An 18,508-nucleotide genomic window follows, 5' to 3' on the forward strand; every position below is an offset into this window, starting at 1 on the left:
GACACCGCGGTCGGGAAGGACACCAGTGCGCAACGAGGAGATCTGCTACCTGCCCGCCCGCGAGCTGGCCCGCCGGCTGCGCACCCGCGAGCTGTCCGCCCGCGAGGTGACGCAGGCCCATCTCGACCGGATCGAGCAGGTCAACCCGCAGATCAACGCGATCGTCACGCTCACCGCCGAACGCGCGCTGACCGAGGCCAAAGCGGCCGACGAACGGCTCGCGCACGGCGAGGAGGTCGGCCCGCTGCACGGGATTCCGGTGGCGCACAAGGACACGCACGACGTCGCCGGCGTTCGCACCACCTACGGCTCCCCCATTTTCGCCGACCACGTGCCGGACAGCGACACGCTCGTCGTCGAACGAATCCGCGCGGCCGGGGCGATCACGCTCGGCAAGACGAACGTGCCGGAGTTCGGCGCCGGGTCGCACACGATCAACCCCGTCTTCGGGCCCACGCGCAACCCGTACCGGCGGGATCTGTCCGCGGGCGGCAGCAGCGGCGGTGCTGCGGCAGCGCTCGCCGCTGGCCTGCATCCGCTCGCCGAGGGCAGCGACATGGGCGGTTCGCTGCGGAATCCGGCGTCGTTCTGCAACGTCGTCGGCCTGCGTCCGTCGCCGGGCCGCGTGCCGACCTGGCCGGCGACGCTGCCGTGGGAGGCGCTGGGCGTGCAGGGGCCGATGGGCCGGACGGTCGCCGACGTCGCGCTGCTGCTGTCCGTCATCGCCGGGTACGACGAGCGCAACCCGATCGCGCTCGACCAGCCCGCCGCGCCCTTCGCCGGGTCCCTCGACGCCGACCTCACCGGCCTGCGCGTGGCGTGGTCGCCGGATCTGGGCGGGCTGCCGGTCGACCCGGCGGTCAGCGCCGTGCTGGAACCGGCGGTGCGGACGTTCGCCGATCTCGGCTGTCACGTCGAACCGGCCTGTCCGGACCTCTCCGGCGCGGACGAGGTGTTCCGGACCTTGCGCGGCTGGCTTTTCCACGACGGGCTCGGCGGCCTGCTCGAAGAGCACCCCGGCAAGATGAAGCAGACGCTCGCCGAGAATATCGCCTTCGGCGCAACGCTTTCCGGTGCGGACATCGCGGGTGCCCAGACGCGGCAGCTGCAGCTCATCAGCGGGATGCGGGAGTTTTTCACGCGGTACGACCTGCTGCTCGCGCCGGTGAGTCAGGTGCCGCCGTTCCCGGTGGAATGGGAGTATCCGGAAACCGTTGCCGGGCAGCCGATGCACGACTATCTGGAGTGGATGCGCTCGGCGTGGTCGATCTCGGCGACCGGTTGTCCGGCGCTGTCGGTGCCGGCGGGGTTCACCGAGGACGGGCGTCCGGTGGGGCTGCAGATCATCGCGCCGTTGCGGGGTGAGATGGGGTTGTTGCGGGCTGGGCACGCGTTTGAGCGGGCTACGGGGTATGGGGATCGGCGGCCGGTCTTTTGAGGCTCGTGAGTGGCTAGGCCGCCACTCGTCGTGAGTGTTTATCCCGGTTCTAACCGGGATAAACACTCACGAGCCCCTCCTCGCCGCCTGTGCGGAACTCGGCCGCGAACTCCGCCGCGCCGATGGCTTCGCTTGCGTGGGCGGTGATCCGGTCCACGTCGTCCCGCTCGGCTGCGGGCAACGGCGCGCCGACCCCAGCCCGGGAAGCCGCGGCCGCGCCCAGCAGCCGTGCGGCTTCACGAGGTGCCCCGGCCAGTGCGTGCGCGCCTGCCAAGCCTTCCAGTGCCAACGCGATCGCCCGTGGATCCTCCGTCCGTTGGGCGATCTCGAAGCCTTCTCGATGCCGTCGCAGCGCGGTCGACGGGTCACCGCGCAGTTCGGCGATGAAGCCGAGTTCGGCGAGGATCAGCGTGTTGCCGGGTTCGAAATCGACCTGCCGGTTCCACGCTAGCAACGTCTGGAGCTGCTCCTCGGCGAGATCGAGGTCGCCTTCGCGGCGGGCGCCGAGGGCGAGGCCGGTCAGTGCGTACATCTCCCCTGGCGTGAAGCCGTGCTCCGCGGCGACCTCGTGTGCCCGGCGGTGCAGGTCTCGCGCCTCGGCGTAATCCTTGCGCAGCAACGCGACCCGGCCCTGCCACGACAGCTGGTACGACACCTCCGGCCACAGGCCCAGTTCCTCGGCGATCCGCAGGCCTTCGGTGTACCCGGCTTCGGATCGGGCGTAGTCCCCGGACAGCGTGCCGAGCGTGCCCTGCGCGAAAATCGCCTGCAGCTGGCCCCATTTGTCGCCGATTTCGGCGAACAGGTCCGCGCAGCGATCCGCGTAACGCCGTGCTCCGGCGATGTCGCCTCTCGCCAGCGCCTGGCTCGCGCGGTCACCGCTGGCGGCGGCGATGCCCCACCGGTCGCCGGTGGCTTCGAAGGCGGCGAGGGCGTCCAGGGTGAGCGGTTCGGCGCCGGGCAGATCGGCCACTGTGGACAGTGCGTAGCCGAGGAACCACTTGGCCCGCGCGCTCATCGGCTGGTCGGCGACGGGACGCCAGTCCGGCCGGTCGCTGACCAGGACGGCGAGCGCGGTGAGCGTCGCTTGCGCTTCCGCGCGCAGTTCGGCGTCGCCGCCGGGTGCGCTGAGCGGGGCGCGCAGGGAGCGCATCGCCTCCGCCGTCCGGCCGCGCAGGAACCGGTACCAGGCCAGGCGGTTCGCCAGCCGCAACGCGTCGTCGGCGTTTCCCCAGCCAGCGAGGTTTTCCGCGGCGGAGCGGAGATTCGGCAGGTCCGCGTCGAGCCGCTGCAGCCAGCGCCGCTGGTCCCGGCCGCGCAGACCGGCGTCCGCCACGCCCGCGAGCCGGACGTAGTACTCCGCGTGCCTGCGCCGCGTTTTCTCGGTCTCGCCGGCTTCGCGCAGCCGCTCCAGGCCGTATACCGCTACGGATTCGAGCAGCCGGTACCGCGGCACGCCGGTGTTCACGGGCACGCCGGTATCCGCAGCCACACCGGCATTCGCGGGCACGCCGACATCCGCAGGCACACCGGTGTTCACGGCCACACCGGTATTCGCAGCCACACCGGCATCCACGGGCACGCCGACATCCGCAGGCACGCCGGTGTTCACAGGCACTACCAGAGAGCGGTCGACGAGCTTCGCCAGCAGCCCCAGGACCTCGCCCTCGTCGATGCCGTCGCCCGCGCACACCGCCTCGGCCGCGTCCAGCGCGCAGTCCTCGGTGTGCACCGACAATCGTTGCAGCACAAGACGTTCGGGTTCACTTAATAATTCCCAGCTCCAGTCGAGCATAGCACGCAAAGTCTGCTGCCGGGCGGGAACGCCCCGGCGGGTGGCGTCCAGCAGGCGGAACCGATCGTCCAGGCGGCGCAGCAGTTCCGGCACGCCGAGCGCGCGCACGCGGGTCGCGGCGAGTTCGAGTGCCAGCGGCAATCCGTCCAGTTTCCGGCAGATCTCCGCGACCGCGGCGGCATCGGCACTGTCCACAGTGTACCCAGTGTCCGCCACCCGTGCGGTGAACAGCCGCGCGGCGCTGTCGTGGTCCAGCGGCGGCACCGGGAACTGCGTTTCCCCGGCGAGCCCGAGGGGTTCCCGGCTGGTGGCGAGGATCCGCAGTCCGGGCGCGGCGGCCAGCAGCCTTCCGGCAACCGCCGCGACCGGTTCGATCAGCTGCTCGCAGTTGTCCAGGACGATCATAATTTCCTTGCCCCGCAAGGATTCCGCCAGCCGCGCGGCCGGATCCGCCGGCGCGGGCGCAGCCGCGTCGCGGATGCCCAGCGTCGCGGCGATCGCCTCCACGACCCACTCGTCCGGCGGGCACTGGCTCAGTGCGCACTCGTGCCGGTCCATGCCGGTCAGCTCGACCAGCCACGCCCCCGCGGCGAAGTCCCCGCCGAACCGGTGCGCGGTCTCCAGCGCGAGCCGGGTCTTGCCGACGCCGCCGGGTCCGGTGAGCGTCACCAGCCGGGATTCGCCGACGAGCGTGCCGATCGCGCGCACCGCGGCAGTGCGGCCGACCAGTTCGGTGAGCGGCACCGGAAGCTGCGGAGCGACGTCGGTGAGCGCCGGGTCCTGCGCCAGGATCGACCGATGGAGCGCGGTCAGCTCGGGACCGGGATCGAGGCCTAGCTCGTCGGCGAGGCGGCGGCGCAACTCCTCGTACGAGGCCAGCGCTTCACTCTGCCGTCCGGCCGCGTACAGCGCGCGCAGCTGAAGGCCGCGCAACCGTTCCCGCAACGGATGCAGCTGGACAAGCTCGGCGAGTTCCGCGGTGAGCGCCGCGTGTTCGCCGAGCGCAAGCCGGGCGTCGGCGAGATTCTCTTGTGCGACAAGGCGATCCTCTTCGAGCCGTTGGATCATCGGCTGCGCGAAGGGTTCGTCGGCGAACTCAGCGAGCGCCGGGCCGCGCCACAACGCCAGTGCTTCGGTGAGCAGCGGGACCGCAGCACGCGGGTCCTCGCCTGCCGACGCGGTCAACGCACGGAACCGGCCGACGTCCACCGCCTCCGGCTCGATCCGCAGGACGTAGCCGGGCGCCTGATGGACGAGCGCGCCGCCAGACCCCGGTTCGGCGCGTTCGAGCGCACGGCGCAGCTGCGAGACCTTCGTCTGCAGGGTGTTGGCCGGGTTGCCGGGCAGCCGCTCGCCCCACAGGCAGTCCGCCAGCCGGTCGGCCGGCACCGGGCGGCCCTCGTGCACGAGCAGGACCGCGAGCAGGGTCCGGACCTTGGCCTCGGGCACCCGGACCGGCCGGCCGTCGTCGCTGTACACGGCCAAGGGCCCCAGGATGCCGAATCGCACGAATCCACCGTAACCGCACTCGTGCGCGGACCCGCAGCGAACCGTGCGAGCGCCCCGGCACCGTGGTCGGCAGATCGAAGAACGGGAGGGACGACATGTCCGGGAATGCGACCTCGGCGACTGTGCTGGGGCTCGGCGACATGGGCAGCGCGCTGGCGGGTGCGCTGCTGGGAGCGGGACGGCCGGTGACGGTCTGGAACCGCTCGGCGGACAAGGCGAAGCCGCTGGTGGCCAAGGGTGCGGTGGCGGCGGAGTCGGCCGCCGGGGCGGTCGCGGCGAGCGAGCTGGTGATCGTCTGCCTGCTGGACGACGCGTCCGTGCGCGAGGTGCTCGGCACCGTCTCGCTGGCGGGCCGGGCGGTGGTGAACCTGACCAACGGCACCCCTCGCCAGGCCCGCGAGCTGGCCGGATGGGTGGCGGAGCAGGGCGGGACGTTCCTCGACGGCGGCATCATGGCGATTCCGCCGATGATCGGGCAGCCGGGCGCGTTCGTGTTCTACAGCGGGCCCAAGGACCTGTTCGAGACGCACCGCGCGGCGTTCGACACGTTCGGCGGCAGCAACTACGTCGGCGAGGACCCGGGACTGGCGGCACTGCACGACCTCGCGCTGCTGTCCGGGATGTACGGCCAGTTCATCGGCATCCTGCAGGCATACGCGCTGATCCGCAGCGAAGGGCTCTCGGCCGTCGAGTTCGCGCCGTTGCTGAGCGGATGGCTGGGCGCGATGGGCGGCTTCGCCGAAGAAGCCGCCGGGCAGATCGACAGCGGCGACTACTCCAAGGACGTGGTGTCGAACCTGGGGATGCAGGCGGCCGCGTTCGAGAACCTGCCCCTCGCGGCGGCTGACCAGGGCGTCAGCGCCGAACTGCTCGCACCGCTGCATCAGCTGCTCCTGCGCGGGGCCGCCGAAGGGCACGGCGCGGAAAACCTCGCGAGCGTCATCGAACTGCTGAAGAAGTAAGGAGAAAACCCCATGAGCGTGACATTGATCGGCCTCGGTCCGATGGGCCAGGCGATGGTGCGGTCCTACCTGGCCGCCGGCCACGAGGTGACGGTGTGGAACCGCACCGCGAGCCGGGCGGACGCGGTGGTGGCCGAGGGCGCGAAGCGCGCGGCGACGGTCGCCGAGGCGCTGGCCGCGAACGAGCTGGTGATCCTGAGCCTCACCGATTATCAGGCGATGTACGACATTCTCGCGCCGACCGAGGACGCGCTGCGCGGCAAGATCGTGGTGAACCTCAGCTCGGACACGCCGGAGCGGACCCGGGTGGCCGCGGAATGGCTGGCCGCGCGGGGTGCGGAGATGATCGCCGGCGGGATCATGGTGCCCGCGACGGTCGTCGGCACCGAGGGCTCGTTCGTGTTCTACAGCGGCGCGCAGCCGACGTTCGATCGGATCGAACCGGCCCTGCGCGTCATCGGGCGGCCGGACTACCGGGGCGCGGACCCGGGCCTGGCGCAGCTGTACTACCAGGGGCTGCTGGACCTGTTCCTCACGACGCTGTCGGCGTTCCTGCACTCCGCCGCCCTCGTCGGCACCGCAGGCGTGTCCGCCGCGACGCTGGTGCCGTACGCGACGGAGCTGCTGACGCTGGTGCAGACGTCGCTGGACGAGACGGCGAAGAACATCGACAGCGGCACCCACCCCGGTGACCAGGCGAACGCCCAGATGATGGGTGCGACGGCCGACCACATCCTCGCCGCGAGCCGGGATGCGGGCATCGACGTCTCCCTGCCCGCCGCGGTGAAGGAGCACTACGACCGCGCCGTCGCGGCCGGGCACGGGCGGGACAGCTGGACCCGGCTGATCGACGTGATCCGCAGCAAGGCGTGAGCATCCGCGGAACCGGTTAGGCCCGGCCGAAGCCCCGGACCCGTCCGCCGACGGATCCGGGCCGGTCGCCGGACGACGGCTTCCCAGACCGCGTCCCGGGCCGCATCCTGGACGCAGAGCCGCGCTGGGGAGCCGCGGACCGGGGGTGGTTGCGATGCTGCGCATGGTTTTCACGGCCGAGGACCTGTGCCGGGTGCGCGTCGCCGGCGGCGCGCACCCGACGTGGGAGCTGATCCTCAGCATCAACAGTCTCCAGGATCCCCACCTGCCCCTGGAGTACCACGGCTGGCGGGCGGCGGTCCTGACCGGGGCCCGGCGGTCGCCTGCCCGCTGGCACTGCCTGAAAGCCGCCGCCGAAATCGTCCCGCTGGGCAATTTCCCGGACTTCCTGACGCCGGCGCTGGACGAGACCGACGTCGACGCCCACTTCGAAACCATCCTGTCCCAGCCGAAGGCCGCCGTGCGCGAGGACCTCGTCCGCACCTTCGCCCGGCACCGCCGCGTGCCGCGCTGGGCCCGTACGGTGTACGCCGACGGCGACACGCGTGGGGTCGTGCACACGCTCCGCCAGTACAGCGACCTGGTCCTCGGGCCGGCGCGGCCGATCCTGCACCGCCGGGTCGAAACGGAGCGCGACCGGTACGCCGAACGCCTGCTGAGCGGCGGCGTCGAGGCGCTACTGGGAAACCTGCACCCGTCGATCCGCTGGCACAACCTGGTGCTGGAGGCGGACTACCCGCGCGACCGCACGATCGCCCTGGACGGCCGCGGGCTGCTCCTGGTGCCGGCGCATTTCTGCTGGGACGCGCCGGTGACGTTCATCGACGCGGCGCACCTGCCGATCCTGGTCTGCCCGGCGGCCAGCCTGGTCCCGGGGGAACCGCTCGGTACGCGTGAGGAGCAGCTGACCGGCCTGGTCGGACGCACCCGGGCGCGGCTGCTGTGCGAGCTGGCGGCGGACGCGTCCACGACCGTGCTCGCGAGCCGGCTCGGGGTATCACCGGCGGCGGTCAGCCAGCACACGAAAACGCTGCGGACCGCCGGGCTGATCACGACGACCCGGGCAGGCGTGGCGGTGCATCATTCGCTTACCCCGCTCGGGAGGGCGTTTCTCGGCAAGCGGTAGGGCGCTTAGCCGAAGGCCGCCAGAGAGACCGGTTGCCACTCGCGCCAGGTGCTCAGCCGCCGCTCGTAGAGGTCGGCGACGTCGGGGAAGGACTTGCCGAGGAAGATCCGCAGCGGGGGCTCGTCCGCGTCGACGACCCGGAGGATCGCGTCTCGGGTGGCCTGCGGATCGCCGACCTCGAAGTCCGGCGCGGCGGCCTCGTGAGCCTCGGCGTAGTCCGGATGCCGTTCGCTGTGCCGGGCCCCGCGAGCCAGCCAGTCGGTGGCATACGGGCCCGGCTCGACGTTGGTGATGCGGATTCCGAAGGCCGACACTTCCTGTGCCAAGGATTCCGAAAGTCCCTCCAGCGCCCATTTCGAGGCGTGGTACGCGCTGATCCCGGGGAACGCGCGCACCCCGCCCTCGCTGGTCACCTGCAGAATCCGTCCCGAGCGCTGGGCCCGCATGAACGGCAGCGCGGCCTGCGTGACCCATACCGCGCCGAAGAAATTGGTCTCCAGCTGTGCCCGGAGTTCGTCCTCGCCGAGTTCCTCGACCATGCCGAAATGGCCGTAACCGGCGTTGTTGACCACGACGTCCAGCGAGCCGAAATACGCGTGGGCGCGCTGGACGGCCTCCCGCACCGCGACGCGATCGGTGACGTCGAGCTGAAGCGGCAGGACCGCGTCGCCGTACCGATCAGTCAACGAGGACAGGTGGCTGACGTCCCGGGCGGTCGCCGCGACGTAATCGCCGCGCTCGAGGGCGGCGTCCGCCCACTCGCGGCCGAACCCTCTCGAACTGCCGGTGATGAACCATGTTTTCGCCATGACCGATGCTCCTTGCGAACGAATGTGCTGTCCATCGTGCTGGCGGCGAAGGCAGTCCCACCAGCGAAGGTTTCGCACAGCAGCCATGCGCTCCGGGAATGTGCCAGGATGACGCCGTGGCCGACTTCACGCTCACCGGCCTGCGCGTCGTCCAGGCGGTCGCCGACCTCGGCTCGTTTACCGCCGCGGCCGACGCGCTCGGCTACACGCAGTCCGCGGTGTCCCGTCAGGTGGCGGCGATCGAGGCCGCCGCGGGCGTGCCGCTGTTCGTCCGGGGCGCTCGCGGCGTCGCGCCTTCTCCCGCTGGTGCGCTCCTCGCCCGGCGAGCCGCGCGGGCGCTCACCGAGATCGACGCGGTCGGCACGGATCTCGCCCGGCTGCACGACCATCTCGCCGGACGGGTCGTCATCGCCGCGTTTCCCGCCGCGGCCGCCGTGCTCATCCCCCGGACGCTGGCCCGGCTGCGCGAGGAGCACCCGGGGCTGCTCGTCGAGTTCGGCGAGGCTTCCTCGCCCACCCAGCTTCGGCAGCTCCGCGCGCACCGCGTCGACATCGCGGTGCTCGGCGTGGGGCCGGGCCTGCCCGATTACGATTTCGAGGGGCTTTTCCGCGACCTGCTCCTGGACGGCCGGCTCCTGCTGGCGGTGCCCGCGAACCACCGGTTCGCCGATCGCGGGAGCGTCCCGGTGGCCGAGCTGAGCGACGAAAACTGGATCGTCGGCAAGGGGCTGCGCGACGATCCCCAGTTCGGCGCCTGGCCGACCCTCGAACGCCCGCGGATCGCCTACGCGACGCGGGAATGGCCCTCGCGCCTGGGTTTCGTCGCCGCCGGGCTCGGCATCGCCGTCCTGCCCGAGCTGGCCGCCGCGTCGGTTCCGTCCGGTGTTCGCACGGTCCACGTCGACGACCCGGCCTGGCTCGGACGGGCCACTGTCGCGGTCACCGCCCGCGACCGCTCTCCCGAGGTGACCGCCGCCGTCGAAGCGCTCCGACGGGAAGCCGCCCAGCTTCGCGTGGCTCTTTGACGGGCTTCACCGGCCAGCTGCCGGAGCAGTTCAATAATGGCGAAGACCATTTTTAGCGGGTCGCCTTCCGCCGAATCCGCGTCTGTTTCGAGCCGCTCGGCTAACATTTCTCGTACTCGGTTCTCGTCCCGGCTAAATCCGGTCACCACCGCCACCGCACCCCGTGGATTCCCGGTCCCTGCCCGGTCCGGATCACGTGCACCGGCACGCCGGGCCGCACCCGCACCTCCGCGGTCTCCAGCTCCGGGCCGGCGGGCGAATCCTGCCGGTACGACACGCATTCCGCGGGCAGCGCCGCCGGGTCGAAGTGCACTTCCAGCAGGTGTTCGGCCACCGGCAGGCGGAACCGCCGGTCGTAGCGCGAATCCGCTTCCTCGTCCCGGAACGCGAACCGGTACTCGACGATCGCCGTCTCGCCCGGGGCCAGCGGATAGTCCAGCACCAGCTCCGTCACCGAGAACGCCTGTTCCAGCGTCAGCTGCACATTCCCCGGCCGGCAGTACCGCGCGGACACGAGCGCCGGCGCCTGCCCGGGCGTGAAGCCCCGCATCGCGACAATCCGCCCGAACACCGGTTCGTCCAGCGCGCGCACCACTTCCCGCACGTGGAGACTGCGCATCCGGCCCGCGGCGTCGACGCGCAGCACCTCGTGCACGCTGACCGACTCCGGCGACGCGTCGTCGAACGAGTTCAGCACCGCCGGCAGCAGGCTGCGGTTCTCCCACAGCCGGTCCCAGCGCGTCGGGCGCGGGGCCGGGGTGCCGGTGCGCGGGCGGTCCAGCAGCGCGCGCAGGGCGTCCGGCGGCACGTCCAGCATCCGTTCCAGCAGGGTCAGCGCCCGCAGCGATTCCGGCCGCTCCGGACGGCTGCGGCCGGTGCGCCACGAGCTGAGCGTGGTGGTGCTGACCGGAACGCCGGACGTCGCGAGCCGTTCGCGCAGCCGCGCCAGGCCGAGGCCGCTGCGCTCGATCGCCAGCGTCAGCGCGTGCTCGAACGGCCCCTCGGCCAGTGCCTGGGCGAGCCGTTCCCGCACCGGGGCCGGGGCGAACAACCGCATTCCGCTCCTCCTGGAAAAAACGGACCGGTCGAAACGGATTCTCGGCATTCGTTCACCGATTGGCAACCCGACGAAAGTCGGGTCGCCGCCGCTTGCCCGCCACCGGAGTTTCGGCGGATTCCGCCGTGCGGCCGCGCTGCTTACGTTCGAAAGCGTCCCCATCGAAACAGTTCCCAAGGAGCGACATGCGCGCACTCACCCGGGCCCTCGCCGTGCTGACCGGTTCCTGCGCGGCATTGGGCGCGTTCGCCGTGACCCCCGCGTCCGCGAGCCCCGCCGCGCCCGACGCGCAGCCGTCGATCATCGGCGGCAGCACCGCGCAGAACCCCGGCTACATCACGCGCTTCAACGGCCACGCCAACGGCTACACCTTCTTCTGCACCAGCACGCTGATCGGCAGCCGCTGGGTCCTCACCGCGAAGCACTGCATGTACGACAACAACGGGCAGCGCCTCACGGACATCGACCTGTACATCGGCTCCAACAGCGCCAGCGGCGGCGTGCACGCCAAGGCCGCCTCGACCTACGTCTACTCCGGCGGCGACCTGGCGCTGATCAAGCTGAACGCCGACGGCGGCAGCACGTTCGCGCGCCTGTCCAACAGCTCCAGCGACGCGCAGGAGGGCGACAGCGCCACCGTGTACGGCTGGGGCGCGACGCAGAGCACCGACGAGGGGCACCACCAGTCGAGCGTGCTGAAGCAGGCCGTCGTGGAGATCTCGAACACCCAGGACAGCGACAACTCCGGCGGGCCCGCGATCACCGCGAGCACCCCGAACGGCGCGGTGGCCGGCGGCGACTCGGGCGGTCCGATGGTCGACAACGGCGTCCAGGTCGGGGTGTGCTCCACGAGCGACCGCTCCAGCGTCACGACGTACGGGAGTGTCGCGGCGGGACGCGACTGGATTCAGCAGACCTCCGGCATCTGACCGCGGCGGCCCGTGCCGGGAGGTTGCGCCCGCCGGCACGGGCCGCTAGTTCTCCAGAAGACGATCGTCCTGATGAGACCCGTAGAACTGGGTCTGCCGGGCCATGATTTCGCGCATCGAGGTGCCCCTCGGCACGCCGTACACCGTGCCGGGGAAGTCCATGGTGCGCTGGATTTCCCACAGCTCGTCGTGCTGGTCCGGGGAGAAGAGGGCGGCCGGGTCCCCCACCGCGATCCAGCCGATCGGCAGCACCGTGCCGGGTTCGAGGCGGGAATTGACGTGCAGCACGCTGTTGATCCGCAGCTCCGCGCCTGCTCCGGCTACCGAACCCGGGAACAGGGAGGCACCGGTCGCCACGAAGACCTCGTCCTCGATGACCGCTCCGTTGACGTGCGTGTGCGGCCCGAGCAGGACCGCGTCGCCGATCGTGACGGGATGGCCGGACCGGCCGCGGACCAGCGCGTGCTCCATGACGACGACGTCCGAGCCGGTGCGGATCTCCCCGTCTTCCGCGGTGAGCACCGCGCCGTGCAGGACCCGGGCGCGCTCGCCGAGGACTACGGCCCCGCATAGCACTGCGGACGGGGCGACGTATGCGGATTCGGGTACTACTGGGCGTTGGCCTCGGTGTTCGATCAGCATCGTTCCACGCTAACCCGCCGCGCAGCCGGTTTTGGCGCTGGCCGAAGGCTGCGTTATGGGTACGACTGCGGGAGCTGAGTGTGTCGTCTGTGAGGGGGTCCCCGAGGGAGTCTGATTCCCTCAGGGTGCCCCTCACGGACTTGAAGAAACGGGCATTTCACTGGCACGGGTGTCCTTTACGGCCGATCAACCGCCCCCGCACCTCCGAAGACCGCGCCGCCTCGGCGATCGTCCGCGCCATCGCCAGTCCGGCGTCACGAACGAACCGGTCTCCCTCGGGACCTCCCGCCGCCACCGCGAAAGCCGCCGTGTGGTTGCCCTCCTCCGCCGGGAGGCCGAAGGACAGCATCGGGTGGATCGCCGGGACGCGCAGCGACACGTTGCCCATGTCGGTCGAGCCGAACATCTTGTCCGGATAGTCCGGGAAGGTCCGCCCGACCGCCTTCGCGTGCTTCTCGAACAGCGGGGCCAGGTCCGGGTCGTGCCGGAATTCCCGGTACACCGACGGCAGCGTGGTGTACTCGACGCTGGTGCCGGTAGCGATCGCGCCCGCGTCGAAGCAGCGGCGCACACGCTCCCACACCTCGTCGACTTCGGCGATCGTGTCAGCGCGGATCATGCAGTCGACGATCGCGTGATCGGGGATGACGTTGACGGCCGCTCCTGCCTCCTGGACGACGTGGTGCACCCGGATCCCGTCCCGCAATTGCTGCCGCAGCAAGCCAATCGCGGTCTGGGCGACCACCGTCGCGTCCGCCGCGTTCAGTGCGTTCCACGGGCGCGAGGCGTGTCCGCCGACCCCGGTGTAGGCCACCTGCCAGGAGCGCGAAGCACGCAGCGTCGGGATTACGACGTCCTTGAGCGCCGGGTGCACCATCATCGCCGCATGGGTGCCGTCGAAGACTCCGCGGTTGACCAGGATTTCCTTGCCAGTCCCCTTTTCCTCGGCGGGAGTGCCGAAAACCCGTACGGTCAAGCCGAGTTCGCCGGCGAACGGGGCCAGCGCGAGGGCCGCACCGATCGCGGACGCCGCGATGACGTTGTGCCCGCACCCGTGCCCGATGCCGGGGAGTGCGTCCATTTCCGCGCACAGGCCGAAAACGAAGTCCCCTGTGCCGGCCGATGCGACGAACGCGGTCGGCAGGTCCGCCACGCCCTTCTCCACGGTGAACCCGCCTTGTTCCAACGCTTCGATCAGCGCCGCCGAGGTTTCGTACTCCTCGAAGGCCAGTTCGGGATTCGCGTTGATCCGGTGCGAAAGCTCCAGCATCGCGGCCAGGTTCCGCTCGAAAGCGCGCTCGATGCGGTCGTCGACATCGGTCATCGGGCCAGGTCCTTCCCCTGCGACACGTGTTCGGCGACCTGGGCGTGGGTGGCGAACCAGACGCCTTCGCGCGAGGCCATGTGCTCAAGCAGTTCGGTGAGGATCGCGATGCGGGACCGGTGCCCGATCACGTGCGGGTGGAGGGTGAGCTGGAAGACGCCGCCTTCCGCGTAGGCGAGGTCGAATTCGTCGCGCCAGATCGACAGCACCCCGCGCGGCGGCGTGTACGGCCGCTGCGCCCCGAACCGCTCCATCATGAAGTACGGCATGTCGTCGCGGATCCATTCGACCGGCAGCTCGACGATGCCGGTCGGCTCGCCGTCGGCGACGATCTCGTAGCAGTCGTCGTCGGCCATCAGCGAGGAGTCGTAGGTCAGGCCCAGCTCCCGGATGATCCGCAGCGACTGCCCGGAGAAGTCCCAAGACGGGGTGCGGATGCCGACCGGGCGCGTGCCGGTGAGGCGTTCCAGGGTGTCCGCGGACCGGAACGCGAGGTCGCGTTCGGCTTCGGGCGGCAGCTGGGTGTTGCGTTCGTGGATCCAGCCGTGCAAAGCGACCTCGTGCCCAGCGTCCACATAGGACTTCGCTTCGCCGTCGTGCAGCAACGCGGACACGGCGGGCATGAAGAACGTCGACGGCGCCTGGAACCGGTCAAGCAGCTTCAGGACCCGGGGCACGCCGACCCGCGCGCCGTACTCGCCCTGCGACAGCTTACCCGGCAGCACTTCGCCGTCGCGCAAAGGAATCGTCTCGTGGTCGGAGTCGAACGACAGCGTCACCGCCACCTTCGCGCCGCCCGGCCAGGACTCCGGCCGCAACAGACGTCCGGCGCGCACACGGTCGACGTGCCCGCGCCAGGTCTGTTCGTCCCATTGCCACGGTTCGGTCATGCTTCCTCCTCATTCACGGTGTTCTTCGCTGCCCGCCGTACGCTGCCGTCCTGTCCGACCACAATGGACGGATCCAGTTGACGGCACATTTCCGAGAACCGGGCCAGAATCGACGCCGCCGCCTCGGGGCGCGGCAGGATCGGCTGGCTGTCGTGGTCGAGTTCCACCGGGTCCAGGCGGAGCGCGGGCCCGTCCTCGCCGCCCAGCCGCACCCGGAACACCGCGCTCTCGAACCAGGGCCCATCGACCAGCGCCGCTTGATACGGCGGCGCTGGGTGCGCGTTCTCCTGCGCGGTCATCGATTCCGCGTTCCAGCCGTCGCACCAGTCGAAAAGGAAGTTGCCGGTGGAGTACAGAATCAGCCCGTTTCCGTAGAACTCGGCCGGATGCAGGCAGTGCGGATGGTGTCCGATGACGAGGTCCGCACCGGCGTCGACCAACTGCCGAGCCAGCGGTCGCTGATACTCCGCCAGCGGCCCCTGCGTCGCAGGCAGATAGCAGAACGGCACGCCCCAGTGCAGGGCGACCGCGACGAAGTCATTGTGCCGCTTGGCTTCGGCAATCTGCGCGGCAGCCGCGCGCACGTCCGGTTCGTGCGCGTTCGAATGCACGAACGGCGGCGTCCCCGGGGTCTCGTCGAGGAACGTGCTGTCGAACTCGAAGCTCTGGCGCACCCGGATCGGCCCGATCCCCGGCCGCTCGGCCGTGGCGTTGAAGCCCAGCGGAAGCGCGGAGCAGAAACTGAAGAAGGCCAGCGTCTGCCCGGCAGCGGAGACGACGCGGGGCCGGATCGCCGCCTCGATCGTCTCACCGCCCCCAGCGTGTCCGACGCCCGCAGCGTCCAGCGCACGCATCGTGTCGCGCAGGCCTTCGGCACCGAAGTCCAGCGCGTGGTTCGTCGCCAGGGAAACCAGATCGAAGCCGAACGCCGCCAGTTCCGCCGCGCCGGACTCCGGGGCCCGCATCGTCACCAGCTTCTCGGCCCGCACCCCGCCGCCGGTGAGCGGCACCTCCAGATTGCCGATCGCCAGGTCGCCGCCCTGGAGCAGCCCGAACGCCGGATCGCCCGGCCCGCCCCGCGCCCCGGCCGGACGCCGCGGCCGCCCGGCGGGGACGACGTCGCCCACCACTACGAGTTCCATGCTCCTCCGTTCCGCAATGCGATACAGCGTGTCACATTATAGTCCAGATGGGCTCAGGTGAGCCGATCCATTTTCGCGCCGTCGGGCATGGTGAGGACGGTGACCGCCCCGACCGCCGCCGCGGCGACCACGTAGCTCCAGATCGCATCCCGGTGCCCGATCTCAGTCAGCCAGGTCGTGAAATACGGTGCGGTGCCACCGAAAACGGCGACGGCCACCGCGTAGGGCAGGCCGGTCCCGGTCGTGCGCACCCGGGTCGGGAACAGTTCGGCGTACATGGCCGCCACGTTCGCCGAGTTGCCGACGAGCAGCACCACCCCGACGAGTTCGACGAGCAGCAGCGTCCAGAAACCGCCGCCGTCGAGCAAGCGGTACGCGGGCCACGCGAACACCGCGAAGCCGACCAGGAAGACCAGGAACGTGGGCCGCCTGCCGAACCGGTCCGACAGCAGTCCGCCGAGCGGGAGCAGCAGGATGAACACGACGACCGACAGCGAGTTCGCGATCAGCGCCTGGTTCAGGTCGAGGCCGGCGGTCACGCTCGCGTAGCCGGGCATGGCGGTGATCCACAGGTAGTAGATGATCGTCCCGGGAACCGTGATCCCGACGACGCGAAGCAGGCTCAGCTTGTGGTGCGCGAACAGCGTCCGCACCGGCCGATGCTCCCCACCGGACGCGACGGCATCGTCGAACTGCTGCGTCTCCTTCGCGCGGACCCGCAGCCACAGCACCGCCAGCCCCAGCGCGGCGGCGACCGCGAAGGCGATCCGCCAGCCGAACACGTGCAGCTGCCGGTCGTCCAGGAGCGACGTCACGGCGAGCGCGAGCAGCGAGGCGAGCAGAATCCCACCGGCCGTCGAGACCTGCTGAAAGGACCCCGCGAACGCTCTCCTTCCGGCCGGAGCGCTTTCGACGATGTACGACACCGAACTCGGCCACTCCCCGCCCGCGGAAAACGCCTGCACGAGCCTGGCTGCCAGCAGCACCAGCGGAGACCACACCCCGGCCTGCTCGTAGGTCGGACACACCGCGATGGCGAGACCGCCCGCCGACATCAGGCTGACCGTCAACGTCAGCGCCTTCTTCCGGCCGCGCCGGTCGGCGTAGGCGCCGAGCACGACCCCGCCGAGCGGGCGGACGAAAAAGCCCACGGCGAAAATCGCCAGCGTGGACAGGAACGCGGCGGCCGGATCGCCCGAGGGAAAGAACTGATCCGCGAAAACCGGGGCGAGTGAGGCGTAAATCCCCCAGTCCACGTATTCGATCGCGTTCCCGAGCGCGCCGGCCACAATCGCCTTCCGCTGCTCGCCGGTCGTCTTGACGCGGGACGCGGCGGCTCCTTGGCTTCCGACCACGACGATGTGTTCCTCTGCCATGACTCTCCTTGAGACTCCAGAGAGTATTACCGTAATACGGTAATACTGGACAGCACAGCACGCCGAAAGGGCGCACTAAAAAGATCGGCCCGGCTCAGCCCGCGGAATGCTCAAGGCTGCGCGCCTCAAGCTCTCGAAGCGCGGTGGCCGCGGCATTGCGGACGTGCACCTCGCACGCCTCGCGAGCGGCCGCGGCGTCACGGCGCACCGCCGCGGCCTCGTAAATAGCGGTCAGTTCCTTGGCGCTCTCCGGCCCACGACCGGCCGCCCGCATGGACAGCCCGCGCAACATCTGCACCCGGGCGTGGATGCCGCGCAGCGTCGAGTCGATGATCGGGTTCGCCGCACCCGAGATGAGGGCGTCGTAGAACTCGTCCTTCATCTCCAGCCGCTCGGCCAGCCCGGCCTTGCGGTGCGAGCGCGCGTACCGCCGGACTACCTTGCCCATCTGCTCGCGCCGTTCGGCGGTGGCCCGCTCGGCGAACAAGGCCCCGGCCAGGCCTTCCAGCGCTTCGCGCACCTCGTAGAGCGCCTCGGCGTCGCGCGACGTCAGCTCGGTGACCACCGGCCCGCGGTTGGGCACCGTGGTCACCAGGCCCTCGGACTCCAGCTGCCGCAGCACCTCGCGCACGACCGTGCGGGAGACCTCGTACCGTTCGCAGAGGCGCGCCTCGACCAGCCGCTCCCCCGCCTCGAACTCGGCGGCCAGGATGTCCTGCCGGAGCGCTTCGAGCACCTGGGTCCGCAGCGGCGCGGCGACCCGCTGAACTCGCTGCCCTGCCACGTGCCCGCCTCCCTGTCGCTGGTCTGTGACGGTATCACGGTAGTACCGGCGGCGAGCCGGACCGACGCGGTCAGCGGACGAGGTCGACGCCGGTCGCCTTCGCCAGGTAGCGGGCGATCTCGGACTGGTCCGGATTCCCGCCGCCAAGGCCGTCGAGCGCGGCCCGGCAGAACCGGACGCACGCCTGCGACACCTCCGGCGCCAGCCCGAGCGATTCCGAGAGGTCCAGCGCGGTGGTGATGTCCTTGACGGTCAACGGAAGCGAGAACCCGACCTGGAACCGCCCGTCCAGCACCTCCGGCCCGATCTTGACCTCGGTCGACTGGTTGCGCCCGGTGGAGGAGTTGACGACGTCGAGCATGACGCGCGGGTCGAGGCCGAATTTGGCGCCGATGGTGAGCACCTCCAGCGCCCCGACCAGCCCGATGGCCGACAGCAGGTTGTTGAGCGCCTTCAACGCGTGCGCGGACCCGACGGCGCCGACATGCGTCACCGACGTGCCCATCGCCCGCAACAGCGGAAGGGCTCGCTCGTAGTCCTCGGCCGTCCCGCCGGCCATGATCGTCAACTCGGCCGCGGCGGCCTTGCGCGGGCCACCGGAAACCGGCGCGTCCACCAGCGCCACCCCGCGTTCCCGGAGCCTTCCGGCCAGCTCCTGGGTCGCGTGGGGCACCGACGATCCCATGTCCACGACCAGCGCGCCCGGCCGCAGGCTGCCCGCGAAGCTCCGCGGATCGGCCGGATCGCCCAGCACCTGCTCGACGATCGCGCTGGTGGGCAGCATGAGGATCACGACGTCCGCGCCGGCCCCGTCGAGGAGGCGCGGC

Annotated in this window: 16 protein-coding genes; 6 read left to right on the forward strand and 10 right to left on the reverse strand. The window is 70.7% G+C overall.

Going from position 1 to position 18,508, the window contains the following annotated elements; translation table 11 throughout:
• Positions 1 to 25: 25 nt before the first annotated feature.
• Positions 26 to 1,438, forward strand: a complete 1,413-nt coding sequence (locus ACFSVL_RS39880) for an amidase (RefSeq protein WP_378312237.1) — start codon at positions 26 to 28, stop codon at positions 1,436 to 1,438.
• Between the two features lie 49 nt (positions 1,439 to 1,487).
• Here ACFSVL_RS39880 and ACFSVL_RS39885 read toward each other — a convergent pair whose 3' ends face one another.
• Complete coding sequence (locus ACFSVL_RS39885) at positions 1,488 to 4,742, reverse strand: BTAD domain-containing putative transcriptional regulator (protein WP_378312239.1); 3,255 nt, start codon at positions 4,740 to 4,742, stop codon at positions 1,488 to 1,490.
• Between the two features lie 95 nt (positions 4,743 to 4,837).
• On the opposite strand from ACFSVL_RS39885, the gene ACFSVL_RS39890 reads away from it, so the two are divergent.
• The 3 genes from ACFSVL_RS39890 (at position 4,838) to ACFSVL_RS39900 (ending at position 7,703) form a co-directional block, all read left to right on the forward strand.
• Complete coding sequence (locus ACFSVL_RS39890) at positions 4,838 to 5,704, forward strand: imine reductase family protein (RefSeq protein WP_378312240.1); 867 nt, start codon at positions 4,838 to 4,840, stop codon at positions 5,702 to 5,704.
• Positions 5,705 to 5,716: 12 nt separating this feature from the next.
• Positions 5,717 to 6,577: an NAD(P)-dependent oxidoreductase gene (locus ACFSVL_RS39895; protein WP_378312242.1), complete on the forward strand. Its 861-nt coding sequence runs from the start codon at positions 5,717 to 5,719 to the stop codon at positions 6,575 to 6,577.
• Between the two features lie 154 nt (positions 6,578 to 6,731).
• Positions 6,732 to 7,703: an ArsR/SmtB family transcription factor gene (locus tag ACFSVL_RS39900; protein ID WP_378312243.1), complete on the forward strand. Its 972-nt coding sequence runs from the start codon at positions 6,732 to 6,734 to the stop codon at positions 7,701 to 7,703.
• Between the two features lie 5 nt (positions 7,704 to 7,708).
• Here ACFSVL_RS39900 and ACFSVL_RS39905 read toward each other — a convergent pair whose 3' ends face one another.
• A complete protein-coding gene (locus ACFSVL_RS39905; protein WP_378312245.1) occupies positions 7,709 to 8,512 on the reverse strand; it encodes an SDR family NAD(P)-dependent oxidoreductase in 804 nt (267 codons plus the stop codon).
• Positions 8,513 to 8,628: 116 nt separating this feature from the next.
• On the opposite strand from ACFSVL_RS39905, the gene ACFSVL_RS39910 reads away from it, so the two are divergent.
• Positions 8,629 to 9,537, forward strand: coding sequence for a LysR family transcriptional regulator (locus ACFSVL_RS39910; RefSeq protein ID WP_378312247.1), 909 nt, complete (start codon positions 8,629 to 8,631; stop codon positions 9,535 to 9,537).
• Positions 9,538 to 9,679: 142 nt separating this feature from the next.
• Here the strand turns inward: ACFSVL_RS39910 and ACFSVL_RS39915 are convergent, their stop codons facing one another.
• The gene (locus ACFSVL_RS39915; RefSeq protein WP_378312249.1) at positions 9,680 to 10,594 is read right to left on the reverse strand and encodes a hypothetical protein; all 915 of its coding nucleotides are present in this window, start codon (positions 10,592 to 10,594) and stop codon (positions 9,680 to 9,682) included.
• 185 nt (positions 10,595 to 10,779) lie between these two features.
• Here ACFSVL_RS39915 and ACFSVL_RS39920 point away from each other — a divergent pair, with 185 nt between their 5' ends.
• Positions 10,780 to 11,523, forward strand: a complete 744-nt coding sequence (locus tag ACFSVL_RS39920; RefSeq protein ID WP_378312251.1) for a S1 family peptidase — start codon at positions 10,780 to 10,782, stop codon at positions 11,521 to 11,523.
• Positions 11,524 to 11,568: 45 nt separating this feature from the next.
• Here the strand turns inward: ACFSVL_RS39920 and ACFSVL_RS39925 are convergent, their stop codons facing one another.
• The 7 genes from ACFSVL_RS39925 to ACFSVL_RS39955 form a co-directional block, all read right to left on the reverse strand.
• Positions 11,569 to 12,165, reverse strand: a complete 597-nt coding sequence (locus tag ACFSVL_RS39925) for a gamma carbonic anhydrase family protein (protein WP_378312253.1) — start codon at positions 12,163 to 12,165, stop codon at positions 11,569 to 11,571.
• 157 nt (positions 12,166 to 12,322) lie between these two features.
• Positions 12,323 to 13,489, reverse strand: a complete 1,167-nt coding sequence (locus ACFSVL_RS39930; RefSeq protein WP_378312254.1) for a M20 family metallopeptidase — start codon at positions 13,487 to 13,489, stop codon at positions 12,323 to 12,325.
• A complete protein-coding gene (locus ACFSVL_RS39935; RefSeq protein WP_378312256.1) occupies positions 13,486 to 14,379 on the reverse strand; it encodes a polysaccharide deacetylase family protein in 894 nt (297 codons plus the stop codon). Before ACFSVL_RS39935 ends, ACFSVL_RS39930 begins: the two co-directional genes overlap by 4 nt.
• Positions 14,376 to 15,521 carry a CapA family protein gene (locus ACFSVL_RS39940; protein WP_378312258.1) on the reverse strand — a complete coding sequence of 382 codons (1,146 nt, stop codon included), beginning with the start codon at positions 15,519 to 15,521 and terminating at the stop codon, positions 14,376 to 14,378. Before ACFSVL_RS39940 ends, ACFSVL_RS39935 begins: the two co-directional genes overlap by 4 nt.
• Before the next feature lie 53 nt (positions 15,522 to 15,574).
• Positions 15,575 to 16,897 (reverse strand): MFS transporter, encoded by a 1,323-nt coding sequence (locus ACFSVL_RS39945; protein ID WP_378312260.1) that lies wholly within the window; start codon positions 16,895 to 16,897, stop codon positions 15,575 to 15,577.
• A gap of 94 nt (positions 16,898 to 16,991) precedes the next feature.
• A complete protein-coding gene (locus tag ACFSVL_RS39950; protein WP_378312262.1) occupies positions 16,992 to 17,681 on the reverse strand; it encodes a GntR family transcriptional regulator in 690 nt (229 codons plus the stop codon).
• A 70-nt stretch (positions 17,682 to 17,751) separates the two neighbouring features.
• Positions 17,752 to 18,508 (reverse strand): NAD(P)-dependent oxidoreductase (locus tag ACFSVL_RS39955; protein ID WP_378312264.1); only part of this gene is annotated, 757 nt, incomplete at its 5' end.

Origin of the sequence: Amycolatopsis silviterrae (assembly GCF_042684085.1) — a bacterium.
Taxonomy (GTDB): domain Bacteria; phylum Actinomycetota; class Actinomycetes; order Mycobacteriales; family Pseudonocardiaceae; genus Amycolatopsis; species Amycolatopsis silviterrae.